Raw genomic sequence first — 25,437 nt, 5'->3', positions numbered from 1 at the left:
AGCGCTCTATCCCCGCACGTTCCGTTCCATCCCCGTTCGGAATCCCGGAGCCCCCACATGAGCCTGTCCGTTCCCCGGCGTCTCGCGGCTGTCGCCGCCCTCGCCGTCGGTGGCCTGATCGCCGCCACCGCCCCCTCCGCGCTCGCCGCGCCCACGGCCGCGGCCGCCGCCCCCACACCGCCGGACATCCCGGTCGCCAACGTCAAGGCGCACCTCACCCAGCTGCAGACCATCGCCACCAACAACGGGGGCAACCGCGCCCACGGCCGGGCCGGCTACAAGGCCTCGATCGACTACGTGAAGGCGAAGCTGGACGCGGCCGGGTACACCACCACCCTGCAGACGTTCACGTACAACGGTTCGACCGGCTACAACCTGATCGCGGACTGGCCCGGCGGCGGCCCGAACTCGGTCCTGATGGCCGGCTCGCACCTGGACGGTGTCAGCTCGGGCCCCGGCATCAACGACAACGGCTCCGGTTCGGCGGCCGTCCTGGAGACCGCTCTCGCCGTCTCCAGGGCGCAGCTGCAGCCCACCAAGCACCTGCGTTTCGGCTGGTGGGGTGCGGAGGAGCTGGGCCTGGTCGGGTCGAAGCACTACGTGAACAACCTGCCCGCCGCGGAGCGGTCGAAGATCTCCGGGTACCTGAACTTCGACATGATCGGCTCGCCGAACCCGGGCTACTTCGTCTACGACGACGACCCGGCGATCGAGCAGACCTTCAAGGACTACTTCACCGGGATCGGCGTCCCGACCGAGATCGAGACCGAGGGCGACGGCCGCTCCGACCACGCCTCCTTCAAGAACGTGGGCATCCCGGTCGGCGGTCTGTTCACCGGGGCCAGCCGCACCAAGACCTCGGCCCAGGCGCAGAAGTGGGGCGGTACGGCCGGGCAGGCCTTCGACCGCTGCTACCACTCCTCCTGCGACACCACGGCGAACATCAACGACACCGCACTGGACCGCAACAGCGACGCCATCGCCTACGCGGTCTGGAACCTGGGCGCGGCCACCCCGGTCCCGCCGGGCCCGTCGTTCGAGAACACCACGGACGTGACCATCCCCGACTCCCCGGGTGCCGCGGTGACCTCGCCGATCACCGCCTCGGGGGTCCCGGGCAACGCGCCGGCCACCACCAAGGTGGACGTGAACATCGTCCACACCTACCGCGGTGACCTGGTGGTCGACCTGGTCGCGCCCGACGGCACGGTCTACAACCTGCACAACCGCAGCGGTGGCAGCGCCGACAACCTCGTCCAGTCCTACACCGTCAACGCCTCCTCCGAGGTGGCCAACGGCACCTGGAAGCTCCAGGTGAAGGACACGGCCGCGCAGGACGTCGGCTACATCAACAGCTGGAAGATCACCTTCTGATCCCGGTCCCGCCCTCGTCGGAGCCGTCGCCGTGCAGCACCGGCGGCGGCTCCTGGATCTGGGCGCGGAGTTCCTCGGCGACCGCGGCGACGTCCGCACGGCCCTTCTTCGCGGCCTCCACCAGATCGCCCAGCACCTCCGGCGACGGCAGTTGCCTGGCCCCGGCCACACGCAGGTACGAGCGGGTGGCCGCGGCCGCGTAGAACTCGTTCATCGGGGACTCGAGCGCCGGGCACACCGCGAGGGTGTGCAGGAAGGCGGCGGCGCGCCAGGCGGTGTCGGGGGCCGGCTGCTCCGGGACCAGCACCAGGTCGTTCTGGTGCCGGGCGACGGCGGCGGCCACCCCGGAGGGGTCCCACACCGCCGGGTCGGAGGGCAGATGGTGGGCCAGCGCCGTCCAGGCCCACTCCATGGTGATCTTCAATTGCCGAACCGCTCCTGGAAGTAGCCCCAGTGCACGGCGAACTCCTCGATACCGGAGAGGAAGTCCTGCCGGTCCTCGTCCAGTTCGCGCTCGGTGACCTCGGTGATCATCGCGGTGACCGTCGTACCCAGCGCCGCCGCGCGCGCCTTGAGGCGTTCGTGGAACTCTTCGTCCAGGCGGATGGTGACGTGTCTCGACATGTCGTTCACCGTACAGCGGGGGCGCTGTACGCAGAACGGGAACGGCGAAAGGGTGGCCGGGGACACAGGTCCCCGGCCACCCCGGTCATCGGCGCGTCCGCTCCGCCTACTTGTCGGCGCCGGCCGTCCTGACCAGCTGGTCCCTGGTCACGGCACCGACGTACACCTTGCCGTCGTCGGTGACCAGGGCGTTGACCAGGCGCGTGAAGAACACCCGGCCCTCACCGAAGGAGCCGCTGACCTTGTCGCCGAGGGAGTCCAGGAACTGCTTGGCCTCCTTCGGCGCGTTCTTGTCGTTCTCCAGCTCCTTCAGGCCGGCGCCGGAGTCGATGCGGGCGACCGAGGCCCAGCCCTCGCCGAGGACCTTCACCTCGCCGCCGTTCGCCCCGCCGGTCAGCCCCTCCAGGCCGGGGATGGCCTCCAGGCCCTTGAAGCCCTCGTCGCCCTTGCCGGCGTCCTTGCCGTGGTCCCGGCCGCCCTCGGTCACCTTGGCGCCCTTGGGCGGGGTGAAGTCGAAGGTGCCGGCAGCGGGCTTGCCGAAGTCGACCTGGGTGAAGCCGGCTTCGACGATCGGCTTGCCGCCCTGGCCGGACAGCAGCTGGAAGCGCAGCGGCACGCCGTTCTTCGCGTCGACCGCGATCTGCACCGAACCGACGGTGGAGCCGGACTGCTTGGGCTTGAGGACCAGTTGGTAGGCGTCCCGGCCGGCGACCTGCGCGGTGCCGCCCACGCTGACCTCGGTGGTCGTCCCGGCGGCCGCCAGGGCCTCCTCGGCCAGCTGCTTGGGCGTGGCCGGCAGCCGGTCCGCGGTCTTGCGGTCCTTGGCGGCCGGGCCGGCCTCCTCTGTCGTCTCGTGGAAGACCTCGCCGGACTTGGAGTCGTAGCCCCACACGTCCTTGCCGTTGTGGACGAGGCTGTACTCGTCCTTGCCGTCCAGGAAGGTCAGCTTCTGGCGGTCCGGGCCGTCGGCCGCGACCTTCACCGTGTGCGTGCCGGCCGCCAGCTGGGCCAGCTTGTCCTCGGGGTCGGCGGAGCCGCCCGACATGCCGCCGCCGCCCAGCAGGCCGCTCGCCAGCTTGGGCAGCCCCAGGTCCGTGCTGATCTTGGCGGTGCCGGAGAGCTGCTCCACGTCCGAGGCGGCGATCTTCTCGACCAGCTCCTGTGCCGTCACCTTCGGCAGATCCGGACCACCCGCGTTGGCGAAGGCCGGTACCAGCGCGACGGTCGCGCCGACCACGCCGAGCACGGCCACCGGTACGGCGTACCGGGCTGCCTTGCGGGAAGTCTTGGTGTTCGGTGCCATCTCAGTGCCTGCCCTCTGTGTCCACGGCGGCGCCCCCGTGTCGCCGCGCTCACCCGATCCGGTGGGGGTTGATGCACCCATCTGACCAAACCGGGCCCGTCGCGCGCGTCAGTCCCGGGAGCCAACTCCGCGTACGACCGTGGGATGACACGGAAAGGCCCTTCCTCCCCCATCCCGTAGGGGTCGGAAGGGCCCGTTCGGTCCGTTCGGTCCGGGTCGGTCCGTCCAGTCCGTCCAGTCGGCCTGTCAGCCTGTCGGCCGGTCGGCTAGCCGGCCCGGTGGACCACCGCGTCGCAGAGCTCCTGCAGCGCCGACTTCGCGAAGCACTCCGGCAGCGGGGCCAGCGTGGCCCGCGCCTCCTCCGCGTACCGGACGGTGTCCCGCCGCGCCTGCTCCAGGGCCGGGTGCACGCGCAGCCGGGCGAGGGCCTCCGCGTGCCTGGCGTCGTCCGTCAGGTCGCTGTCGAGCAGGCGGACGAGGTCGAGGTCCGCGGGATCCCCGTCGCGGGCCGCCATCTCGCGCAGCCGCAGCACCGGCAGCGTCGGGATGCCCTCGCGCAGGTCGGTGCCCGGGGTCTTGCCCGACTCGTGGCTGTCGGAGGCGACGTCGAGGACGTCGTCGGCCAGCTGGAAGGCGAGGCCGAGCCGCTCGCCGTACTGGGTCAGGATGTCGACGGCCTGCTCGTCGGCACCGGACATCAGGGCGCCGAACCGGCAGGAGACGGCGACCAGCGAGCCGGTCTTGCCGGCCATGACGTCGAGGTAGTGCTCGACCGGGTCCCGCCCGTCGCGCGGGCCGGCGGTCTCCAGGATCTGGCCGGTGACCAGCCGCTCGAAGGCCTCGGCCTGGATGCGGACGGCCTCGGGGCCGAGGTCGGCCAGGATGTGCGAGGCGCGGGCGAACAGGAAGTCACCCGTGAGGACCGCGACCGAGTTGCCCCAGCGGGCGTTGGCGCTGGCCACACCGCGCCGGACCTCCGCCTCGTCCATGACGTCGTCGTGGTAGAGGGTCGCCAGGTGGGTCAGCTCGACCACCACGGCGGAAGGCACGATCCCGGGCGCGTAGGGGTCACCGAACCGCGAGGCCAGCATCACCAGGAGGGGGCGGAAGCGCTTCCCGCCCGCCCGCACCAGGTGCTGCGCTGCCTCGGTGATGAAGGGGACCTCGCTCTTGGTGGCCTCCAGCAGACCCGCCTCCACGGCGGCCAGTCCGGCCTGGACATCGGTCTCAAGAGCCTGGTCCCGCACGCTCAGTCCGAACGGCCCGACGACGGTCACGAGGGGTACTCCTGTCTGCTGCCGATCACGGTGACGATCACCCGGATTGTCGATGTGTCGCTGCCTTCGCTCAAGCCAGCGTATCCCGTCCATTTTCGATCACCGTGAGCGCCCGGCGCTCCATGCCGGACCCGCGTTCCACGCGCCGCCCGAAGCAGGCCGGTATGTTCGTGCGAGGGCGATATCTTCCGGTTGATCCCCTGGATCGTGATTCGTCCACGGCTGCTTCGGGCAGGCTGCTTCCGGCCGGGCCGGGCCGCCCCGGGCAGCCGACGCCGGCCACCCGTCTGGGAGCACTGATGACCATCCGTACCGAGTTCCCGTACGAGACGCGGCACGAGGACGTGCTCATCCCGATGCGCGACGGCATCCGGCTGTACGCCCGCGTCTGGCGGCCGGTCACCGAAGCGCCCGTGCCCGCGCTGCTGGAGTACCTGCCCCACCGGCTCACCGACCGCACCGCGCCCCGCGACCGGCAGCGCCACCCCTGGTACGCCGGGCACGGGTACGCCTCCGTGCGCGTCGACGTCCGCGGCCACGGCAACAGCGGCGGCGCCCCCGGCGACGAGTACTCGGCGCGCGAACTCGCCGACGGCGTCGCGGTGGTGGAGTGGCTGGCCGCCCAGCCCTGGTGCACCGGCTCCGTCGGCATGTTCGGGATCGCCTGGGGCGGCTGCAACTCCCTGCAGATCGCGGCGCTGGCGCCCGAGCCGCTGAAGGCCGTGGTCACGGTCTGCTCCACCGACGACCGCTACGGTGCCGGGCTCGCGGTCGGCCTGCACGCCCGGGCGGCGGCCGTGCTCGCCCTCGCCTCCCGGCCGCCGGACCCCGAGTACGCCGGGGAGGGCTGGCGCGAGCAGTGGCTTAACCGGCTGGAGTCGGTCGAACCGCTCGTCCACACCTGGCTGTCGCACCAGACCAGGGACGCGTACTGGAAGCACGGCAGCGTCCGCGAGGACTACGGGGCGGTCCGCGCGGCCGTGCTGGCGGTGGGCGGCCGGCAGGACCCCGACCGGGACGCCGTGCTCCGGCTGGTCGAACACCTGCCCGCGGACCGGGTGCGGGGCCTGATCGGGCCGTGGTCCCGGCAGTACCCGGACAGCGGGCTGCCACCCGGCCCCGCGATCGGCTTCCTGCAGGAGACCCTGCGGTGGTGGGACCACTGGCTGAAGGACGCGGACAACGGGGTCATGGACGCGCCGCTGCTGCGTTCCTGGATCAGCGCCGCGCACCCGCCGCGGACGGTCCACGCGGAGCTGCCCGGCCGGTGGGTGGCCGACCCCGCCTGGCCCTCGCCGCACGTACGGCCCGTCGTGTACGCCCTGCGGGGCGCGCCGGTCCTGGTGCGGTCGCCGCAGCACACCGGGCTGGACGCGGGCCGGTTCGTCCCCCTGGGCGAGGAGGCGGACCTGCCGCCGGACCAGCGGGAGGAGGACGCGAAGTCGGCGTGCTTCGAGTTCCCGGTGCCGGAGGGCGGTGCGGTGGAGGTGCTGGGACGGCCGGCGGTCACCGTCCGGCTGCGGATGGACGTGCCGTACGGGCAGGTCGTCGCCCGGCTGTGCGACGTCGCCCCGGACGGGGCCTCGACGCTGGTGACCCGGGGCGTGCTGAACCTGTCGGCCCGGGCCGGGCGGGACCGGGCGGAGCCGTGGCCGGCGGGCACGTGGGAGGCGGTCTCCTTCGAGCTGGGCGGCGCCGGGCACGCGTTCCCGCCGGGGCACCGGATCCGGCTCGCGCTGTCCTCCGCGTACTGGCCGTGGGTCTGGCCGCGGGCCGGCTCGGAGGCGGGCTGGACGGTGGACCCGGCGGGCAGCTCGCTGTCCCTGCCGGTACGGAGCCCCGCGCCTCAGGACGCGGGGGTGGTCTTCGACCCGCCGGAGCGGGCCGAGCCGCTGGGGGTCTCGTCCCGGGCGACGCTCGACGACCCCCGGCCGGAGCGGGTGGTGGTCCGGGACGTGGCGCGGGGGGTGTGGCGGCTGGAGGACGAGCCGCCGGCCGGGGGCACGTGGGTGTACCCGGACGGCCTGGAGTACGAGGAGGACGGCCTGGAGGTGTACGAGATCCAGGACGCGGACCCGCTGTCGGCTCGGGCGGGCGCGGAGCGGCGGATCCGGCTGCACCGGGCGGAGCGGGGGTGGGACGTGCGGGTGGAGACGCGGTCGGAGGTGTCGTGCGACGGGGGTGGCTTCGCCACGGTGTCCGAGGTGGTGTGCCGGGAGGGGGGCGAGGTGGTGTTCCACCGGACCTGGGAACGCCGCTTCCCCCGCGCCGCGACCTGACCCTGCCGCCCGGCAGCCCGGGCTCCGCCCCGGCCACGGTCCCGCCGGCCCTCCGGCGCCTCCGGCGGGGCCCGCTCAAACGCCGCTCGGGCTTGATGGGCGCCGCCCGGGGGAATTCCAGCCCCGCCGGCGATTGAGGCGCGGGGGCCGCGTCAGGCGTAGAGGCGTTCCAGGACCGTTGCGATGCCGTCCTCGTCGCACGAGAGGGTCACCTCGTCGGCCACCGCCAGCAGTTCGGGGTGCGACGTGGCCATCGCCACCCCGTGCGCCGCCCACGTGAACATCGGCACGTCGTTCGGCATGTCGCCGAAGGCGATCGTGTCGTCCCCGCTCAGGCCGAGTTCCGCCGCGGCCACCGCCAGGCCCGTCGCCTTCGAGACCCCCGGCGGCTGGAGCTCCACCGTGTGCTCCCCCGCCATCGTCACGTTGACCAGGTCGCCGACCACCTGCCGGGCGATCCGCGTGAGTTCGTCGTCGTCCAGCTCCGGGTGCTGGAGCAGCACCTTGTTGATCGGGGCCGCCCACAGGTCCGCGCGGCGCCGTACCCGGACCGTCGCCAGGTGCGGGTGCGGCATGCGGTAGCCCGGCCCTATCAGCATCGCCGCGTTCAGGCCCGCCCCGTTCACCGCCGCGTAGACCTCCCCGATCTCCGCCTCGATCTTCCCCAGGGCCAGCTCCGCGAGCTCCCGGTCCATCGCCACGGAGTGCAGCATCCGCCCGCGCGCCGCGTCGTACACCTGGGCGCCCTGCCCGCACACCGCGAGCCCCCCGTACCCGAGCCCGTTCAGGACGTGGCGGACCTGTGGCACGGGGCGCCCGGTGACCACGATGTGCCGGGCGCCCGCCGCGCGCGCCAGCGCGAGCGCGGTGTGCGAGCGCGGTGAGACGGTGTCCCCGGCGCGCAGCAGCGTGCCGTCCAGGTCGGTGGCGATCAGGGTGTAGGGGAGGGCGCGAGTCACGGCGCAAGGATAGGACCTGCGCGGACAAGTCCTACAAATAGCGCCCCAATCCGGCCTCCCGCAGGCCCCACCGGCCACGTAACGTGTCAACCACATCGACCCTCACTGTGTCACCCGGGACACCCCCGGACCGCGTGGAAAGCGAGGCAGCACCCCATGCCCCAGCAGAGCCCCCTCGACGTCCCCGAGGGCGATCCGTTCGGCCCGCACAACCTCCCGTACGGCGTGTTCAGCACCGCCGGCGAAGCGGAGCGGCGCCGCATCGGCGTGCGGATCGGCGGACACGTGCTCGACGCGGGTGCCGTCGCCGCGGCGTTCGGCTCCCCGTACGCCGGCCTGCTCGGGGCCGCCTCCCTCAACCCGCTGCTCGCAGCCGGCCGCGCCGCATGGCAGGGGGTGCGCCGCGAGCTCACCGCCTGGGTGACCGATCCCGCGCACCGCTCCGCCGTCGAACCGCACCTGCTCCCGCTGGACGCGGTGACCCTGCACCTGCCGTACGAGGTCGCCGACTACGTCGACTTCTACGCCAGCGAGCACCACGCCACCAACGTGGGCCGGATCTTCCGGCCGGACGGCGACGCGCTCACCCCCAACTGGAAGCACCTGCCCATCGGTTACCACGGCCGGTCCGGCACCATCGTGGTGTCCGGGACGGACGTCGTACGGCCCTCCGGGCAGCGGAAGGCACCCACCGACCCCGCCCCCGTCTTCGGCCCGAGCGTCAAGCTCGACATCGAGGCCGAGGTCGGTTTCGTCGTCGGCACCCCCACCGAACTCGGCAGGCCGGTCGCGCTGGGCGACTTCCGCGACCACGTCTTCGGGCTGTTCCTGCTCAACGACTGGTCCGCGCGCGACATCCAGGCCTGGGAGTACGTGCCGCTCGGCCCCTTCCTCGGCAAGTCCTTCGCCACCTCCGTCTCCGCCTGGGTGACCCCCCTGGACGCCCTGGACGACGCCAGGACCACGCCCCCCGCGCGCACCTTCCCCCTGCTGCCCTACCTCGACGACGCCGACACCGAGCCGGCCGGCTACGACCTGCGCATCACCGTCGCCATCAACGGGCAGGAGGTCGCCCACCCGCCGTTCGCCAGCATGTACTGGACGGCCGCCCAGCAGCTCGCCCACATGACCGTCAACGGCGCCTCCCTGCGCACCGGCGACGTCTACGGCTCCGGCACGGTCAGCGGCCCCGAGGTCGGCCAGCGCGGTTCCCTGCTGGAGCTGACCTGGAACGGCCGGGACGCGATCGAGCTCGGCGAGGGCAAGCGGACCTTCCTTGAGGACGGGGACACCGTCACCCTCACCGCCTGGGCCCCCGGCCCGGACGGCACCCGGATCGGCCTGGGCGAGGTCACCGGCCGGATCGTCGCCGCCCGTTAGGCCCCCCGGTTCATCCGTCCGGCCCGCCCGCGTGGCGGGCCGGAACGGGCTCCGCGCATGGTGTTCGTCAGACGCCGCACCCGACCGCGGAGGAGCCGCCATGCCCATGCCCGCCCGCCCGCCGGCCCTCGCCGCCGCGACCGTGGCCCTCGCCCTGGTCCCGGTCCTCTCCCCCGCCGCCGTGGCGGTCGAGGGGCCGGCCCCCGACCCCCGGAACACCCGGGCGATGCGCGACCTGGCCACCGCCATCCGCGTGACGGCCAGGTACGTGGACGAGGCGCAGGCGGTCAAGGACGGCTACGTCCCGCACGGGGAGTGCCTGAACAACCCGTTCGGCGCCGGCGCCATGGGCTACCACTACGTCAAGGCCGCCAACTGGGGCTCCACGGACCCCCGCAGGCCGACCGCCCTCGTCTACAGCCCGGACAAGGACAGGCACGGCAAGCGCCGGCTGTACGCGGTGGAGTGGATGGTGTCCGACAAGGACCAGGACCTGACGACCAAGGAGGACCGGCCGTCGATGTTCGGGCTGCCCTTCGACGGTCCGATGCCGGGCCACTGGGCTGGCAACCCCAAGCACTACGACCTGCACCTGTGGGCGTACAAGAAGAACCCGGCCGGCCGCTTCCACAACTGGAACCCGGACGTCACCTGCCCCGGGGCCAAGAAGCCCGCCGTCCCGGCCACCCCCGCGCCCGGCCACGGCCACGCCCACTGAGCGCGCCGCACACGCCGCAGGGCCCGGCCCCCCTCACCCGAGGGGTACCGGGCCCTGCGGCGTGTGCGGCCGCCGGATCAGCGGACGAACGTACCGGCCTGGCCCGCCAGGTCCAGGAAGTACTGCGGGGCCACGCCCAGCACCAGGGTGACGGCGACACCGACCGCGATGGTCGTCATCGTCAGCGGCGAGGGCACCGCGACCGTCGGGCCGTCCTCCTTCGGCTCGCTGAAGAACATGAGGACGATGACCCGGACGTAGAAGAACGCGGCGATCGCCGACGAGACCACGCCGACCACCACCAGCGCACCCGCGCCGCCCTCGGCCGCGGCCTTGAACACCGCGAACTTGCCGGTGAAGCCCGAGGTCAGCGGGATGCCGGCGAAGGCCAGCAGGAACACCGCGAACACCGCGGCGGTCAGCGGGGAACGACGGCCCAGTCCCGCCCACTTGGACAGGTGGGTGGCCTCCCCGCCCGCGTCCCGCACCAGCGTGACGACGGCGAAGGCGCCGATGGTCACGAAGGAGTAGGCCGCCAGGTAGAAGAGGACCGAGGAGACGCCCTCCTGCGTCGTGGCGATCACACCGGCCAGGATGAACCCGGCGTGCGCGATCGACGAGTACGCCAGGAGCCGCTTGACGTCGGTCTGGGTGACGGCGATGACCGCACCGGCCAGCATGGTCACGATCGCCACGCCCCACATCACCGGGCGCCAGTCCCAGCGCAGGCCCGGCAGCACCACGTACAGCAGGCGGAGCAGCGCGCCGAAGGCGGCCACCTTGGTCGCGGCGGCCATGAAGCCGGTGACCGGGGTGGGGGCGCCCTGGTACACGTCCGGGGTCCACATGTGGAACGGGACGGCACCGACCTTGAACAGCAGGCCCATCAGGATCAGCGCCCCGCCGATCAGCAGCAGCACGTCGTTGCCCATGGTGGCGGCGAGCGCCGGGTCCATGGCGGTGACCGTGCCGTCGACCACGTCGGCGATCACGGCGTACGAGACGGAGCCCGCGTAGCCGTACAGCAGGGCGATGCCGAAGAGGAGGAAGGCGGAGGAGAACGCGCCCAGCAGGAAGTACTTGACCGCGGCCTCCTGCGAGATCAGCCGCTGCCGGCGGGCGAGGGCGCAGAGCAGGTACAGCGGGAGGGAGAACACCTCCAGGGCGATGAACAGCGTCAGCAGGTCGTTGGCCGCCGGGAAGATCAGCATGCCCGCGACGGCGAACAGGGCCAGCGGGAAGACCTCGGTGGTGGTGAAGCCGGCCTTGACCGCGGCCCGTTCGCTCTCGCTGCCGGGCACGGACGCCGCCTGCGCGGCGAAGGAGTCCACCCGCTTGCCGTGGGCCTTCGGGTCGAGGTGGCGCTCGGCGAAGGTGAACACGGCGACCACCGAGGCCAGCAGGATCGTGCCCTGGAGGAACAGCGCGGGGCCGTCCACCGCGATGGCGCCCATCGCGGCGATCTGCGCCTTGGTGGTGCCGTACCCGCCGGCCGCGAGGGCGACCACGGCCGCGAAGGCCGAGGCGAGCGCGGCGACGGTGAGGAACACCTGGACGGGGTAGCGGGACCTGCGCGGTACGAAGGCCTCGACGAGGACGCCGAGGATCGCCGCGCCCACCACGATGAGGGTGGGTGCCAGCTGGGCGTACTCGATGTGCGGTGTGGGGATCCGGTCGATCGCGTCGGCGCCCAGCACGTTCACTGCGCTCACTTCGCCGCCTCCACGCTGTCGATGGGCACCGCGGGTGCCGGGTCCTTCTGCTTGACGTCGGACATGGTGTGTTCGACCGCCGGGTTGACGATGTCGGTCAGCGGCTTCGGGTAGACGCCGAGGAACAGGAGCAGGGCGATCAGCGGGCCCACCACCAGCAGCTCCCGCAGGCGCAGGTCGGGCATGGCCCGGACCTCCTCCCTGACCGGCCCGGTCATGGTGCGCTGGTAGAGCACCAGGGTGTAAAGCGCGGCCAGCACGATGCCGAAGGTGGCGACGATGCCGGCGACGGGGTAGCGGGCGAAGGTGCCGACCAGGACCAGGAACTCGCTCACGAACGGGGCCAGGCCCGGCAGCGAGAGGGTGGCGAGGCCGCCGATGAGGAAGGTGCCCGCGAGCACCGGGGCGACCTTCTGCACACCGCCGTAGTCGGCGATGAGCCGGGAGCCGCGCCGGGAGATCAGGAAGCCGGCCACCAGCATCAGGGCCGCCGTCGACAGGCCGTGGTTGACCATGTAGAGGGTGGCGCCGGACTGGCCCTGGGAGGTCATCGCGAAGATGCCCAGGATGATGAAGCCGAAGTGCGAGATCGAGGCGTAGGCGACCAGCCGCTTGATGTCCCGCTGACCCACGGCGAGCAGCGCGCCGTAGACGATGCTGATCAGGGCGAGGACCAGGACGACCGGGGTGGCCCACTTGCTGGCCTCGGGGAACAGGCCGAGGCAGAAGCGGAGCATCGCGAAGGTGCCGACCTTGTCGACCACCGCGGTGATCAGTACGGCGACCGGGGCGGTGGACTCGCCCATGGCGTTGGGCAGCCAGGTGTGCAGCGGCCACAGCGGCGCCTTCACCGCGAAGGCGAAGAAGAAGCCGAGGAACAGCAGCCGTTCGGTGTTGACGGCCATGTCGAGCTTGCCGGCGGCGCGCAGGTCGGCGATCTCCGTGAGGGAGAAGGTCCCGGCGACCACGTACAGCCCGATGACGGCGGCCAGCATGATCAGTCCGCCGGCCAGGTTGTAGAGGAGGAACTTGACCGCGGCGTACGACCGCTGGGCGGCCGCGTTCTCGTCCGTGCCGGCGTGCGCCCGGTCTCCGAAGCCGCCGATGAGGAAGTACATCGGGATCAGCATGGCTTCGAAGAAGATGTAGAAGACGAAGACGTCGGTGGCGGCGAAGGAGATGATCACCATCGCCTCGACCATCAGGATCAGGGCGAAGAAGCCCTGGGTCGGGCGCCACCTCTTCGAGGAGGTCTCCAGCGGGTCGGCGTCGTGCCAGCCGGCCGCGATCACGAACGGGATCAGCAGCGCCGTCAGCGCGATCAGCGCCACCCCGATGCCGTCCACGCCCAGTTCGTAGCTGACCCCGAAGTCCGGGATCCAGGCGTGCGACTCGGTGAGCTGGTAGCGGGCGCCGCCGGGTTCGAAGCGGACGGCGATCAGCACGGCCAGCGCCAGGGTGGCGAGCGAGACCAGCAGCGCCAGCCACTTGGCGGCGGTCCGGCGGGCGGCCGGTACGGCCGCCGTGAGGACCGCTCCGGCCGCGGGGACCGCGGCCGTGACCGTCAGAAGCGGGAAGTCCATGTCACACCGCCCTCATCAGCAGGGTCGCGGCGATGAGGATCGCCGTGCCCCCGAACATCGACACCGCGTACGAGCGGGCGTAGCCGTTCTGCAGCTTGCGCAGCCGGCCCGACAGTCCGCCGACCGAGGCGGCCGTGCCGTTGACCACGCCGTCGACCATGGTGTGGTCGACGTAGACCAGCGAGCGGGTCAGGTGCTCGCCGCCGCGCACCAGCACGACGTGGTTGAAGTCGTCCTGGTACAGGTCCCGCCGGGCCGCCCGGGTGGCGAGGCTGCCGCGCGGGGCGACGACCGGGACCGGCTTGCGGCCGTACTGGGCCCAGGCGATGCCGACGCCGACGAGCAGGGCGACGACGGTGGCCGCGGTGACGGCCGCGGCGCCGATGGGCGGGTGGCCGTGCTCGTAGCCGGTGACCGGCTCCAGCCAGTTCAGGAAGCGGTCGCCGATGGAGAACAGGCCGCCGGCGAAGACCGAACCGAAGGCCAGGATGATCATCGGGACGGTCATCGACTTCGGCGACTCGTGCGGGTGCGGCTCGTGGCCGTGCTCGTCGGGCTGCCAGCGCTTCTCGCCGAAGAAGGTCATCAGCATCACGCGGGTCATGTAGAAGGCGGTGATGGCGGCGCCCAGCAGGGCGACGCCGCCGAGGATCCAGCCCTCGGTGCCGCCCTTCGCGAAGGCCGCCTCGATGATCTTGTCCTTGGAGAAGAAGCCGGACAGGCCGGGGAAGCCGATGATCGCGAGGTAGCCCAGGCCGAAGGTGACGAAGGTGACCGGCATGTACTTCCGCAGGGCCCCGTACTTGCGCATGTCGACCTCGTCGTTCATGCCGTGCATGACCGAGCCGGCCCCGAGGAACAGCCCGGCCTTGAAGAAGCCGTGCGTGACCAGGTGCATGATGGCGAAGACGTAGCCGATCGGGCCGAGGCCGGCGGCGAGCACCATGTAGCCGATCTGCGACATGGTCGAGCCGGCCAGCGCCTTCTTGATGTCGTCCTTCGCGCAACCGACGATCGCACCGAAGAGCAGCGTGACCGCGCCGACGATGGTGACGACCAGCTGGGCGTCGGGCGCGCCGTTGAAGACGGCCGCGGACCGGACGATCAGGTAGACGCCGGCGGTGACCATGGTCGCCGCGTGGATCAGGGCCGAGACGGGGGTCGGGCCCTCCATCGCGTCCCCGAGCCAGGACTGCAGCGGGACCTGGGCCGACTTGCCGCAGGCGGCCAGCAGCAGCATCAGCGCGATCGCCGTGAGCGTGCCCTCGGAGGTCTCCCCCACGGAGCTCAGCACCGGGCCGAAGGCGAAGGTGCCGAAGGTGGTGAACATCAGCATGATCGCGATGGACAGGCCCATGTCGCCGACCCGGTTGACCAGGAAGGCCTTCTTGGCGGCGGTGGCCGCGCTGGGCTTGTGCTGCCAGAAGCCGATCAGCAGGTACGAGGCGAGGCCGACGCCCTCCCAGCCGACGTACAGCAGGAGGTAGTTGTCGGCGAGGACCAGCAGCAGCATCGCCGCGAGGAAGAGGTTGAGGTAGCCGAAGAAGCGGCGGCGCCGCTCGTCGTGCTCCATGTACCCGACGGAGTACAGGTGGATGAGGGTGCCCACGCCGGAGATCAGCAGGACGAAGGTCATCGACAGCTGGTCCAGCTGGAAGGCGACGTCCGCCTGGAAGCCCTCGACGGGGATCCAGCTGAACAGGTGCTGGGTCAGGGTGCGGTCGTCCGCGGTCCGCCCGAGCATGTCGGTGAACAGGGCCACGCCGATCCCGAAGGAGACGGCGGCCAGCAGGGTGCCGAGCCAGTGCCCGGCCCGGTCGAGGCGCCGGCCGCCGCAGAGCAGCACCGCCGCCCCGAGCAGGGGCGCCGCGACCAGCAGCGCAATCAGGTTCTCCACGTTCGCCCCTTACAGCTTCATCAGGCTGGCGTCGTCGACCGAGGCCGAGTGGCGGGTACGGAACAGCGACACGATGATCGCCAGGCCGACCACGACCTCCGCGGCGGCGACGACCATCGTGAAGAAGGCGATGATCTGGCCGTCGAGGTTGCCGTGCATCCGGGAGAAGGTCACGAAGGCGAGGTTGCAGGCGTTGAGCATCAGCTCCACGCACATGAACAGCACGATCGCGTTCCGCCGGATCAGCACCCCGGCCGCGCCGATGGTGAACAGCAGCGCGGAGAGGTAGAGGTAGTTGACGGGGTTCACTTCGCCGCCTCCTCACGGTCGTCGGCGTCCCGGCCCAGCCGCTCGGCCGAGGCCTGCTCCAGGGCCTTCAGGTCGGCCAGCGCCTGCCCGGACACGTCCCGGACCTGGCCGCGGGCCCGCAGCGTCTTGCTGACGGTCAGCTCGGACGGGGTGCCGTCCGGCAGCAGGCCGGGCACGTCCACCGCGTTGTGCCGCGCGTACACGCCGGGCGCGGGCAGCGGCGGGAGCTGGACGCCCTCGCGGACCCGGCGCTCGGCGAGCTCGCGCTGGGTGGCGGCGCGCTCGGTGCGCTCGCGGTGGGTGAGGACCATCGCGCCGACCGCCGCGGTGATCAGCAGGGCGCCGGTGAGCTCGAACGCGAACACGTACTTGGTGAAGATCAGCTCGGCGAGGCCCTCGACGTGGCCGCCGGAGTTGACCCGGCCCAGGCCGTTGAACCGGCTCAGGCCGGCCTGCCCGATGCCGGTGACCAGCAGGATGCCGAAGCCGAGCCCGCACAGGACGGCCAGCCAGCGCTGGCCCTTGATGGTCTCCTTCAGCGAATCCGCGGCCGTGACGCCGACCAGCATGACCACGAAGAGGAACAGCATCATGATCGCGCCGGTGTACACGACGACCTGCACGACGCCGAGGAAGTAGGCGCCGTTGGCCAGGTAGAACACCGCCAGGATGATCATGGTGCCGGCCAGGCACAGGGCGCTGTGCACGGCCTTCTTCATCAGGATGGTGCACAGCGCGCCGATCACGGCGATGGTGCCGAGCACCCAGAACTGCACGGCCTCGCCGGTGGAGGCCGCGGCGGCGATCCCGCTCATGCCCCGACCTCCTCGGGGGAGCTCTCCGCGCCGGTCCCGGCCGGGGCACCCGGCACGGCCGGCTCCCCGCCGGGTCCCTCGCCCTTGGAGACGGCCACCTGCCGGGCCGTGCCCGGAGCCGCTCCGGTCACCGCACCCCGGTAGTAGTCCTGCTCGTCCGTCCCCGGGTACATGGCGTGCGGCGCCTCGACCATGCCCTCCGTCAGCCCGGCGAGCAGCTGCTCCTTGGTGTAGATCAGCGACTCGCGGCTGGCGTCGGCCAGTTCGAACTCGTTGGTCATGGTCAGCGCCCGGGTCGGGCAGGCCTCCACGCACAGGCCGCACAGGATGCAGCGGGCGTAGTTGATCTGGTAGACGCGGCCGTACCGCTCGCCCGGGGAGTACCGCTCCTCCGGCTCGTTGTCCGCGCCCTCCACGTAGATCGCGTCGGCGGGACAGGCCCAGGCGCACAGCTCGCAGCCGATGCACTTCTCCAGGCCGTCCGGGTGGCGGTTGAGCTGGTGCCGTCCGTGGAAGCGCGGAGCGGTGGTCTTCTGCTGCTCGGGGTACTGCTCGGTGAGCCGCTTCTTGAACATGGCCTTGAAGGTCACGCCGAAGCCGGCCACCGGGTTCTGCCACTTCTCGTTCTCGTCAGGCATTACCGGCACCCTCCTCTCGGTCACTGTCGGAATTCGACCCGCCGCTGGCGATCAGCTGCCGCTCCGAGCGGGGCCGCCTGCGCGGTACGGGTTCCATGTGCTGCCCGGGCTTCGGCGGCACCGGGAACCCGGCCGCCATCGGGTCGAACGGCTCGGCCGCCGGGGCGGCTGCCCCCGCCTGCTTGCCCTTGCGGTCCCGGATGACGTCCACGACCAGGGAGAGCAGCAGCAGCGCGACCACGCCGCCGCCGACGTACAGGACGATCTCGCTGAAGTCGTAGGCCTCGTTGCGCAGGGCCCGCACGGTCGCGACCAGCATCAGCCAGACCACGGAGACCGGGATCAGGACCTTCCAGCCGAGCTTCATCAGCTGGTCGTAGCGGACCCGGGGCAGGGTGCCGCGCAGCCAGATGAAGAAGAAGAGGAGCAGCTGCACCTTGAGGACGAACCAGAGCAGCGGCCACCAGCCGTGGTTGGCGCCCTCCCAGAAGGTGCTGATCGGGTACGGGGCCCGCCAGCCGCCCAGGAAGAGGGTGACCGCCACCGCCGAGACGGTGACCATGTTGACGTACTCGGCCAGCATGAACATCGCGAACTTGATGGAGGAGTACTCGGTGTTGAAGCCGCCGACCAGGTCGCCCTCGGACTCGGGCATGTCGAACGGGGCCCGGTTGGTCTCGCCGACCATCGTGACCACGTAGATGAGGAAGGAGACCGGCAGCAGCACGATGAACCAGCGGTCCGCCTGCGCCTCCACGATCGCGGAGGTCGACATCGACCCGGAGTAGAGGAACACCGAGGCGAAGGCGGCGCCCATGGCGATCTCGTACGAGATCATCTGGGCGCAGGAGCGGAGTCCGCCGAGCAGCGGGTAGGTGGAGCCGGAGGACCAGCCCGCCAGCACGATGCCGTAGATGCCGACCGATGCCACCGCGAGGATGTAGAGCATCGCGATCGGCAGGTCGGTCAGCTGCATCGTGGTGCGCTGGCCGAAGATGGAGACCTCGTTGCCGGCCGGGCCGAAGGGGATCACCGCGATCGCCATGAAGGCGGGGACCGCCGCGACGATCGGGGCCAGGATGTAGACCACCTTGTCGGCCCGCTTGACGACGATGTCCTCCTTCAGCATCAGCTTGATGCCGTCGGCGAGGGACTGCAGGAGGCCCCAGGGGCCGTGCCGGTTGGGGCCGATGCGCAGCTGCATCCAGGCGACGACCTTGCGTTCCCAGACGATGGAGAACAGCACGGTGACCATCAGGAAGGCGAAGCAGAACACCGCCTTGATCACCACGAGCCACCAGACGTCCCGCCCGAACAGCGAGAGGTCCTCGGCGGCAAGTTGTACGAAGTCGCTGTGTACCGCGTTCACGCACCCACCTCCGCAGTCATGTCACCGGTGCCGGCCGGTCCCGCCGCGGGGGTCGCCGGGCCGATCCGGACCAGGGTTCCGGGGCGGGTGCCCAGGTCCGAGAGGACCCCGCCGCCCACCGAGTTCAGCGGCAGCCAGACCACCCGGTCGGGCATGTCGGTGATCCGCAGCGGGAGTTCCACCGACCCGGCCGGTCCGGTCACGGCCAGCACGTCGCCGTTCTTGACGCCGGTCTCCGCCGCCGTGGCCGCCGAGAGCCGGGCGCTCGCCTCGTGCCGGGTGCCGGCCAGGGCGTCGTCGCCCTGCTGGAGCAGGCCCTGGTCGAGCAGCAGGCGGTGGCCGGCGAGGACCGCCTCGCCGGCCGCGGGCCGGGGTACCGGGACGGTCGCGGCGGACTGCTCGGAGGCGCCTTCGCCGGTCCAGTGGCCGAGCCGGTCGAGCTCACGGCGTACGGCGTGCAGGTCGGGCAGGCCCAGCGGCCGGCCGGCGGCGTCGGCGAGCATGTGCAGCACGCGGGCGTCGGCGGGGGCGAGGCGCCGGGTCATCTGGTCGGGCTTCAGGGCCGCCTCGAACGGGCGGAGCCGGCCCTCCCAGTTGATGAACGCACCGGGCTTCTCGGCCACGGCGGCCACCGGGAGCACCACGTCGGCGTGGTCGGTGACCTCGCCGGGACGGATCTCCAGGGAGACGACGAAGGCCTCCCGCAGCGCCTCCCGCGCCTGCTCCGGGTCGGGCAGGTCGGCCACCTCCACGCCCGCGACCAGCAGCGCGCCCAGCTCGTGCTGGGCGGCGGCGGCGAGGATCTGGCCGGTGTCGCGGCCGTAGCGGTGCGGGAGTTCGTCCAGGCCCCAGGCCGCGGCGACCTCCTCGCGGGCCCGCGGGTCGGTGGCCGGGCGGGCCCCGGGCAGCAGCGAGGGCAGCGCGCCGGCCTCGACCGCGGCCCGCTCGCCGGCCCGGCGCGGGATCCACACCAGGCGGGCACCGGTCGCGGCGGCCGTGCGTACGGCGGCGGTCAGCGCACCGGGCACCCCGGCCAGCCGCTCGCCGACGACGATCACCGCGCCGGGTTCGCGCAGCGCCTCGGCGGCCTCGTGCCCGCCCTCCTCCAAGCCGGTGCGGGAGGCCAGTGCGTCCAGCCACTCCGGCTCGGTACCGGGGGCGGCGGCCAGCAGGGTGCCGCCGGCCTTCGCGAGACCCCGGGTGGCGAACGGCGCCAGCCCGAAGGTGCGCTGCCCGCGCTTGCGGTGGGCCTTGCGCAGCCGCAGGAAGACCCCGGGGGCCTCTTCCTCGGCCTCGATGCCGGCGAGCAGGACCGCGGGGGCCGCCTCCAGGTCGGCGTACGAGACGCCGCGGGCGGGCAGGTCGACGCCGTATCCGGCGACCTCGGCGGCGAGGAAGTCGGCTTCCTCCGCGCTGTGGACGCGGGCCCGGAAGTCGATGTCGTTGGTGTCCAGCACGACCCGGGCGAACTTGGCGTAGGCGTAGGCGTCCTCGACGGTGAGCCGGCCGCCGGTCAGGACGCCGGCGCCGGCCCCGCCGGTGCGGGCCGCGGTCAGGCCGCGGGCCGCCGCCTCCAGGGCCTCCGGCCAGCTCGCCTCCCGCAGCTCGCCCGACTCGGGGTCGCGGACGAGGGGGGTGGTGAGCCGGTCGGGGCGCTGCGCGTACCGGAACGCGAACCGGCCCTTGTCGCAGATCCACTCCTCGTTGACCTCGGGGTCCTCGGCGGCCAGCCGGCGCAGGACCTTGCCGCGCCGGTGGTCGGTGCGGGTGGCGCAGCCGCCGGCGCAGTGCTCGCACACGCTGGGCGAGGACACCAGGTCGAAGGGGCGGGAGCGGAAGCGGTAGGCGGCGGAGGTGAGCGCGCCGACCGGGCAGATCTGGATGGTGTTGCCGGAGAAGTAGGACTCGAACGGGTCGCCCTCGCCGGTGCCGACCTGCTGCAGGGCGCCGCGCTCGACCAGCTCGATCATCGGGTCACCGGCGATCTGGTTGGAGAACCGGGTGCAGCGGGCGCACAGCACGCACCGCTCCCGGTCGAGCAGCACCTGGGTGGAGATGGGGACGGGCTTCTCGTAGGTCCGCTTCCTGCCGTCGAAGCGGGACTCGGCGTTGCCGTGGGACATGGCCTGGTTCTGCAGCGGGCATTCGCCGCCCTTGTCGCAGACCGGGCAGTCCAGCGGGTGGTTGATCAGCAGCAGTTCCATCACGCCGCGCTGCGCCTTGTCGGCGACCTGCGAGGTCAGCTGCGTCTTGACGACCATGCCGTCGGTGCAGGTGATCGTGCAGGAGGCCATCGGCTTGCGCTGCCCCTCCACCTCGACGATGCACTGCCGGCAGGCGCCGGCCGGGTCGAGGAGGGGGTGGTCGCAGAAGCGCGGTACCTCGATGCCGAGCTGTTCGGCGGCCCGGATGACGAGGGTCCCCTTGGGGACGGACAGCTCGACCCCGTCGATGGTCAGGGAGACCAGGTCCTCTGCGGGGGCGGTCATGCGGTCACCTCCGTGTCGGCCCACAGGGTCGACTTCTTGGGGTCGAAGGGGCAGCCCTTGCCGGTGATGTGCTGCTCGTACTCCTCGCGGAAGTACTTCAGCGAGGAGAAGATCGGGCTGGCCGCGCCGTCGCCGAGCGCGCAGAAGGACTTGCCGTTGATGTTGTCGGCGATGTCGTTCAGCTTGTCGAGGTCGGACATCACGCCCTTCCCGGCCTCGATGTCGCGCAGCAGCTGGACCAGCCAGTACGTGCCCTCGCGGCAGGGGGTGCACTTGCCGCAGGACTCGTGGGCGTAGAACTCGGTCCACCGGGTCACCGCGCGGACCACGCAGGTGGTCTCGTCGAAGCACTGGAGGGCCTTGGTGCCGAGCATCGAGCCGGCCGCGCCGACGCCCTCGTAGTCGAGCGGGACGTCGAGGTGCTCGTCGGTGAACATGGGGGTGGAGGAGCCGCCCGGGGTCCAGAACTTCAGCCGGTGGCCGGGCCGCATCCCGCCGCTCATGTCGAGGAGCTGGCGCAGGGTGATGCCGAGCGGGGCCTCGTACTGGCCGGGGGTGGCCACGTGCCCGGAGAGCGAGTACAGGGTGAAGCCGGGGGACTTCTCGGTCCCCATCGCCTTGAACCAGTCCTTGCCCTTGTTGAGGATCGCGGGAACCGAGGCGATGGACTCGACGTTGTTCACCACGGTGGGGCAGGCGTACAGGCCTTCCACCGCGGGGAAGGGGGGACGCAGCCGGGGCTGTCCGCGCCGGCCTTCGAGGGAGTCGAGGAGTGCCGTCTCCTCGCCGCAGATGTACGCGCCGGCGCCGGCGTGCACGGTGATGTCGAGGTCCAGCCCGCTGCCCAGGATGTCGCGGCCCAGGTAGCCGGCGGCGTAGGCCTCGCGGACGGCCTCGTGGAGGCGGCGCAGGACGGGCACGACCTCGCCGCGCAGGTAGATGAAGGCGTGCGTGGAGCGGATCGCGTAGCAGGCGATGATCATTCCCTCGATGAGGGAGTGCGGGTTGGCGAAGAGGAGGGGGATGTCCTTGCAGGTGCCGGGTTCCGACTCGTCGGCGTTGACGACGAGGTAGTGCGGCTTGTTGTCGCCCTGCGGGATGAACTGCCACTTCATGCCGGTGGGGAAGCCCGCTCCGCCGCGTCCGCGCAGACCGGAGTCCTTCACGTAGGCGATCAGGTCGTCGGGGGACATGGCGAGCGCCTTGCGCAGGCCTTCGTAGCCCTCGTGCCGGAGGTAGGTCTCCAGCGTCCACGACCGGGGGTCGTCCCAGAAGGCGGAGAGGACGGGCGCCAGCAGCTTCTCCGGCGACGTGCCGTTCTTGCTCAGCTCGGTGGACACGCTCATCACTCCGCTCCCTCGGTTCCGGCCTCACCGCGCGGGTGGACGATGGGGGCGTGCGCGACCTCGCCGCGGGCGAGCCGCAGGCCGACCAGGGATGCGGGGCCGGCGCCGCCGCTCGCCTCGACCGCGCCCGGCCGCTCGTCGGGGAAGCCCGCCAGGATGCGGGCGGTCTCCTTGTACGTGCACATCGGCGCGCCCCGGGTCGGCTGGACGGGCCGGCCGGCCCGGAGGTCGTCGACGAGGGCCTTGGCGGAGTCGGGGGTCTGGTTGTCGAAGAACTCCCAGTTGACCATCACCACGGGGGCGAAGTCGCAGGCCGCGTTGCACTCGATGTGTTCGAGGGTGACCTTGCCGTCGGCGGTGGTCTCGTTGTTGCCGACGCCGAGGTGCTCCTTGAGCTCCTCGAAGATGGCGTCGCCGCCCATGACCGCGCACAGGGTGTTGGTGCAGACGCCGACCTGGTAGTCGCCGGACGGCTTGCGGCGGTACATGGTGTAGAAGGTGACGACCGCGGTGACCTCGGCGGTGGTGAGGTCCAGCATCTCGGCGCAGAAGCGGATGCCGGTGCGGGTGACGTGGCCCTCCTCGGACTGCACCAGGTGCAGGAGCGGCAGCAGGGCGGACCGGCTGCCGGGGTAGCGGGCGATGACCTCCTTCGCGTCCGCTTCGAGCCGGGCGCGTACGTCCGCCGGGTAGTCCGGTGCCGGGAGCTGCGGCATGCCCAGGGTCGTGGGGGTGCTGTCCGTCATCGGTCGACGCCTCCCATCACGGGGTCGATGGAGGCGACGGCGACGATGACGTCGGCGACCTGGCCGCCCTCGCACATCGCTGCCATGGCCTGCAGGTTGGTGAAGGACGGGTCGCGGAAGTGGACCCGGTAGGGGCGGGTGCCGCCGTCGGAGACCACGTGCACGCCGAGTTCGCCCTTGGGGGACTCGACTGCGCTGTAGGCCTGGCCGGCCGGTACCCGGAAGCCCTCGGTCACCAGCTTGAAGTGGTGGATGAGCGCTTCCATGGAGGTGCCCATGATGTTCCTGATGTGGTCGAGGGAGTTGCCGAGGCCGTCGGGGCCCATGGCCAGCTGGGCGGGCCAGGCGATCTTCTTGTCGGCGACCATGACCGGGCCGGGCTCCAGCCGGTCCAGGCACTGCTCGACGATCCGCAGGGACTGCCGCATCTCCTCCAGCCGGATCAGGAACCGGCCGTAGGAGTCGCAGGTCTCGGTGGTCGGCACGTCGAACTCGTAGGTCTCGTAGCCGCAGTAGGGGTCGGTCTTGCGGAGGTCGTGCGGCAGGCCGGCGGAGCGGAGGATGGGTCCGGTGGCTCCCAGGGCCATGCAGCCGGCCAGGTCGAGGTAGCCGACGTCCTGCATGCGGGCCTTGAAGATGGGGTTGCCGGTGGCGAGCTTGTCGTACTCCGGCAGGTTCTTCTTGAAGGTCTTCACGAACTCGCGGAGCTGGTCGACGGCGCCGGGCGGGAGGTCCTGGGCGAGGCCGCCGGGGCGGATGAACGCGTGGTTCATGCGCAGGCCGGTGATCAGCTCGTAGATGTCCAGGATGAGTTCGCGGTCCCGGAAGCCGTAGATCATGATCGTGGTGGCGCCGAGCTCCATGCCGCCGGTGGCGATGCACACCAGGTGGGAGGAGATCCGGTTGAGCTCCATCAGCAGCACCCGGATGACCGTGGCCCGGTCGGGGACCCGGTCGGTGATGCCGAGCAGCTTCTCGACGGCCAGGCAGTACGCGGCCTCGTTGAAGAACGGGGTCAGGTAGTCCATGCGCGTGACGAAGGTGGTGCCCTGCGTCCAGTTGCGGAACTCGAGGTTCTTCTCGATCCCGGTGTGCAGGTAGCCGATGCCGCAGCGGGCCTCGGTGACCGTCTCGCCGTCGATCTCCAGGATCAGCCGGAGCACTCCGTGGGTGGAGGGGTGCTGCGGGCCCATGTTGACGACGATCCGCTCGTCGTCGGCCTTGGCGGCGGACTGGACGATCTCGTCCCAGTCGCCCCCGGTGACGGTGTAGACGGTGCCCTCGGTGGTCTCGCGGGAGGAGGCGTGGGCCGTGTGGTTCGAGGTGGACATCAGCTGTACGACCTCCGCTGGTCGGGAGCCGGGATCTGGGCGCCCTTGTACTCGACGGGGATGCCGCCGAGGGGGTAGTCCTTGCGCTGCGGGAAGCCCTGCCAGTCGTCCGGCATCATGATCCGCGTGAGGGCCGGGTGCCCGTCGAAGACCAGGCCGAAGAAGTCGTACGTCTCGCGCTCGTGCCAGTCGTTCGTCGGGTAGACGGGGACGAGCGAGGGGACGTGCGGGTCGGCGTCCGGGGCGGAGACCTCCAGCCGGACCGTGCGGCCGTGGGTGAGCGAGCGCAGGTGGTAGACGGCGTGCAGCTCGCGGCCCTTGTCGTTCGGGTAGTGGACGCCGGAGACGCCGGTGCAGAGCTCGAACCGCAGGGCGGGGTCGTCGCGCAGGGTGCGGGCGACGCGGACCAGGTGCTCGCGCGCGATGTGGAAGGTGAGCTCGGCGCGGTCGACGACCGTCTTCTCGATGGCGTTCTCGGGGACCAGTCCCTGTTCTTCCAGGGCTCCTTCGAGTTCGTCGGCGACCTCGTCGAAGTACGACCCGTAGGGGCGGGTGGCGGGGCCGGGCAGCCGGACGGAGCGGACGAGCCCGCCGTAGCCGGTGGTGTCCCCTCCGTTGCGGGCGCCGAACATGCCGCGCTGGACGCGGATCTCCTCGCCGTGGTCCCCGCGCTGACCGGGCAGGTTCTGGGCGCTGAGTTCCTTGTCGGGGTTGGGTTCGCGGGTCTCGCTCACCGGAGCAGCCCCTTCATCTCGATGGTGGGGAGCGCCTTGAGGGCCGCCTCCTCCGCCTCGCGGGCGGCCTCCTCCCGGTTCACGCCGAGCTTGGAGGTCTGGATCTTGTGGTGGAGCTTGAGGATCGCGTCCATCAGCATCTCGGGGCGGGGCGGGCAGCCGGGCAGGTAGATGTCCACCGGGACGATGTGGTCGACGCCCTGGACGATCGCGTAGTTGTTGAACATGCCGCCCGAGGAGGCGCACACCCCCATGGAGATGACCCACTTCGGCGCGGGCATCTGGTCGTACACCTGCCGCAGCACCGGCGCCATCTTCTGGCTGACCCGCCCGGCGACGATCATCAGGTCGGCCTGCCGCGGGGAGCCGCGGAAGACCTCCATGCCGAAGCGGGCCAGGTCGTAGCGGCCGGCTCCGGTGGTCATCATCTCGATGGCGCAGCACGCCAGGCCGAAGGTGGCGGGGAAGACGGATGACTTGCGCACCCAGCCCGCGGCCTGTTCGACGGTGGTCAGCAGGAAGCCGCTCGGCAGCTTCTCTTCCAGTCCCATGGA

Annotated in this window: 22 protein-coding genes; 4 read left to right on the top strand and 18 right to left on the bottom strand. The window is 71.6% G+C overall.

Annotation, left to right across the window (positions count from 1 at the left end; all coding sequences use genetic code 11):
- The first annotated feature begins 57 nt into the window (after nucleotides 1–57).
- Nucleotides 58–1,374 (top strand): M28 family metallopeptidase, encoded by a 1,317-nt coding sequence (locus tag ACFY61_RS12770; protein WP_389470693.1) that lies wholly within the window; start codon nucleotides 58–60, stop codon nucleotides 1,372–1,374.
- On the opposite strand, the gene ACFY61_RS12765 is transcribed toward ACFY61_RS12770, so the two are convergent.
- The 4 genes from ACFY61_RS12765 to ACFY61_RS12750 form a co-directional block, all read right to left on the bottom strand.
- On the bottom strand, nucleotides 1,364–1,798 hold the full coding sequence (locus tag ACFY61_RS12765; RefSeq protein WP_389470691.1) for a hypothetical protein: 435 nt from the start codon (nucleotides 1,796–1,798) through the stop codon (nucleotides 1,364–1,366). The two genes, ACFY61_RS12770 and ACFY61_RS12765, sit on opposite strands and share 11 nt — an antisense overlap.
- Entirely contained in the window at nucleotides 1,795–1,998 is a 204-nt protein-coding gene (locus tag ACFY61_RS12760; RefSeq protein WP_389470688.1) for a plasmid partition protein ParG, read from the bottom strand. Before ACFY61_RS12760 ends, ACFY61_RS12765 begins: the two co-directional genes overlap by 4 nt.
- Nucleotides 1,999–2,104: 106 nt before the next feature.
- On the bottom strand, nucleotides 2,105–3,301 hold the full coding sequence (locus tag ACFY61_RS12755; RefSeq protein ID WP_389470685.1) for an outer membrane lipoprotein carrier protein LolA: 1,197 nt from the start codon (nucleotides 3,299–3,301) through the stop codon (nucleotides 2,105–2,107).
- A gap of 266 nt (nucleotides 3,302–3,567) precedes the next feature.
- On the bottom strand, nucleotides 3,568–4,578 hold the full coding sequence (locus ACFY61_RS12750; protein WP_389470682.1) for a polyprenyl synthetase family protein: 1,011 nt from the start codon (nucleotides 4,576–4,578) through the stop codon (nucleotides 3,568–3,570).
- A 299-nt stretch (nucleotides 4,579–4,877) separates the two neighbouring features.
- On the opposite strand from ACFY61_RS12750, the gene ACFY61_RS12745 reads away from it, so the two are divergent.
- The gene (locus ACFY61_RS12745) at nucleotides 4,878–6,857 is read left to right on the top strand and encodes a CocE/NonD family hydrolase (RefSeq protein WP_389470679.1); all 1,980 of its coding nucleotides are present in this window, start codon (nucleotides 4,878–4,880) and stop codon (nucleotides 6,855–6,857) included.
- Nucleotides 6,858–7,009: 152 nt separating this feature from the next.
- Here ACFY61_RS12745 and ACFY61_RS12740 read toward each other — a convergent pair whose 3' ends face one another.
- Nucleotides 7,010–7,816, bottom strand: coding sequence for an HAD family hydrolase (locus ACFY61_RS12740; protein ID WP_389470676.1), 807 nt, complete (start codon nucleotides 7,814–7,816; stop codon nucleotides 7,010–7,012).
- Between the two features lie 156 nt (nucleotides 7,817–7,972).
- On the opposite strand from ACFY61_RS12740, the gene fahA reads away from it, so the two are divergent.
- A complete protein-coding gene (fahA, locus tag ACFY61_RS12735) occupies nucleotides 7,973–9,196 on the top strand; it encodes a fumarylacetoacetase (protein WP_389470674.1) in 1,224 nt (407 codons plus the stop codon).
- Nucleotides 9,197–9,296: 100 nt separating this feature from the next.
- The gene (locus ACFY61_RS12730) at nucleotides 9,297–9,914 is read left to right on the top strand and encodes a hypothetical protein (protein ID WP_389470671.1); all 618 of its coding nucleotides are present in this window, start codon (nucleotides 9,297–9,299) and stop codon (nucleotides 9,912–9,914) included.
- Between the two features lie 77 nt (nucleotides 9,915–9,991).
- Here ACFY61_RS12730 and nuoN read toward each other — a convergent pair whose 3' ends face one another.
- The 13 genes from nuoN to ACFY61_RS12665 are packed head-to-tail and all read right to left on the bottom strand — an operon-like array spanning nucleotide 9,992 to nucleotide 25,434.
- Nucleotides 9,992–11,626 (bottom strand): NADH-quinone oxidoreductase subunit NuoN, encoded by a 1,635-nt coding sequence (gene nuoN / locus ACFY61_RS12725; protein WP_389470669.1) that lies wholly within the window; start codon nucleotides 11,624–11,626, stop codon nucleotides 9,992–9,994.
- A complete protein-coding gene (locus tag ACFY61_RS12720; protein WP_389470666.1) occupies nucleotides 11,623–13,209 on the bottom strand; it encodes an NADH-quinone oxidoreductase subunit M in 1,587 nt (528 codons plus the stop codon). The genes nuoN and ACFY61_RS12720 overlap by 4 nt, the downstream gene beginning before the upstream one ends.
- 1 nt (nucleotide 13,210) lies before the next feature.
- Nucleotides 13,211–15,106, bottom strand: a complete 1,896-nt coding sequence (gene nuoL / locus ACFY61_RS12715; RefSeq protein WP_389470664.1) for an NADH-quinone oxidoreductase subunit L — start codon at nucleotides 15,104–15,106, stop codon at nucleotides 13,211–13,213.
- Between the two features lie 9 nt (nucleotides 15,107–15,115).
- A complete protein-coding gene (gene nuoK / locus ACFY61_RS12710) occupies nucleotides 15,116–15,415 on the bottom strand; it encodes an NADH-quinone oxidoreductase subunit NuoK (protein WP_356850827.1) in 300 nt (99 codons plus the stop codon).
- Nucleotides 15,412–16,230, bottom strand: coding sequence for an NADH-quinone oxidoreductase subunit J (locus tag ACFY61_RS12705; protein WP_389470661.1), 819 nt, complete (start codon nucleotides 16,228–16,230; stop codon nucleotides 15,412–15,414). Before ACFY61_RS12705 ends, nuoK begins: the two co-directional genes overlap by 4 nt.
- The gene (gene nuoI / locus ACFY61_RS12700) at nucleotides 16,227–16,868 is read right to left on the bottom strand and encodes an NADH-quinone oxidoreductase subunit NuoI (protein WP_389470659.1); all 642 of its coding nucleotides are present in this window, start codon (nucleotides 16,866–16,868) and stop codon (nucleotides 16,227–16,229) included. The genes ACFY61_RS12705 and nuoI overlap by 4 nt, the downstream gene beginning before the upstream one ends.
- Nucleotides 16,861–18,237: an NADH-quinone oxidoreductase subunit NuoH gene (gene nuoH, locus ACFY61_RS12695; protein ID WP_389470657.1), complete on the bottom strand. Its 1,377-nt coding sequence runs from the start codon at nucleotides 18,235–18,237 to the stop codon at nucleotides 16,861–16,863. The genes nuoI and nuoH overlap by 8 nt, the downstream gene beginning before the upstream one ends.
- Entirely contained in the window at nucleotides 18,234–20,726 is a 2,493-nt protein-coding gene (locus tag ACFY61_RS12690; RefSeq protein WP_389470655.1) for an NADH-quinone oxidoreductase subunit G, read from the bottom strand. Before ACFY61_RS12690 ends, nuoH begins: the two co-directional genes overlap by 4 nt.
- Nucleotides 20,723–22,072 carry an NADH-quinone oxidoreductase subunit NuoF gene (nuoF, locus tag ACFY61_RS12685; RefSeq protein WP_389470652.1) on the bottom strand — a complete coding sequence of 450 codons (1,350 nt, stop codon included), beginning with the start codon at nucleotides 22,070–22,072 and terminating at the stop codon, nucleotides 20,723–20,725. The genes ACFY61_RS12690 and nuoF overlap by 4 nt, the downstream gene beginning before the upstream one ends.
- Nucleotides 22,072–22,818: an NADH-quinone oxidoreductase subunit NuoE gene (nuoE, locus tag ACFY61_RS12680; protein ID WP_389470651.1), complete on the bottom strand. Its 747-nt coding sequence runs from the start codon at nucleotides 22,816–22,818 to the stop codon at nucleotides 22,072–22,074. Before nuoE ends, nuoF begins: the two co-directional genes overlap by 1 nt.
- Nucleotides 22,815–24,149 (bottom strand): NADH-quinone oxidoreductase subunit D, encoded by a 1,335-nt coding sequence (locus ACFY61_RS12675; RefSeq protein ID WP_389470649.1) that lies wholly within the window; start codon nucleotides 24,147–24,149, stop codon nucleotides 22,815–22,817. The genes nuoE and ACFY61_RS12675 overlap by 4 nt, the downstream gene beginning before the upstream one ends.
- Nucleotides 24,149–24,883: an NADH-quinone oxidoreductase subunit C gene (locus tag ACFY61_RS12670; RefSeq protein WP_389470646.1), complete on the bottom strand. Its 735-nt coding sequence runs from the start codon at nucleotides 24,881–24,883 to the stop codon at nucleotides 24,149–24,151. The genes ACFY61_RS12675 and ACFY61_RS12670 overlap by 1 nt, the downstream gene beginning before the upstream one ends.
- A complete protein-coding gene (locus ACFY61_RS12665) occupies nucleotides 24,880–25,434 on the bottom strand; it encodes a NuoB/complex I 20 kDa subunit family protein (protein ID WP_389470643.1) in 555 nt (184 codons plus the stop codon). The genes ACFY61_RS12670 and ACFY61_RS12665 overlap by 4 nt, the downstream gene beginning before the upstream one ends.
- Nucleotides 25,435–25,437: the final 3 nt, after the last annotated feature.

Origin of the sequence: Streptomyces sp. NPDC012888 (assembly GCF_042900645.1) — a bacterium.
Taxonomy (GTDB): domain Bacteria; phylum Actinomycetota; class Actinomycetes; order Streptomycetales; family Streptomycetaceae; genus Streptomyces.
Note: the sequence above shows the minus strand (reverse complement) of the source record. Positions and strands in the feature narration are given on the sequence as shown.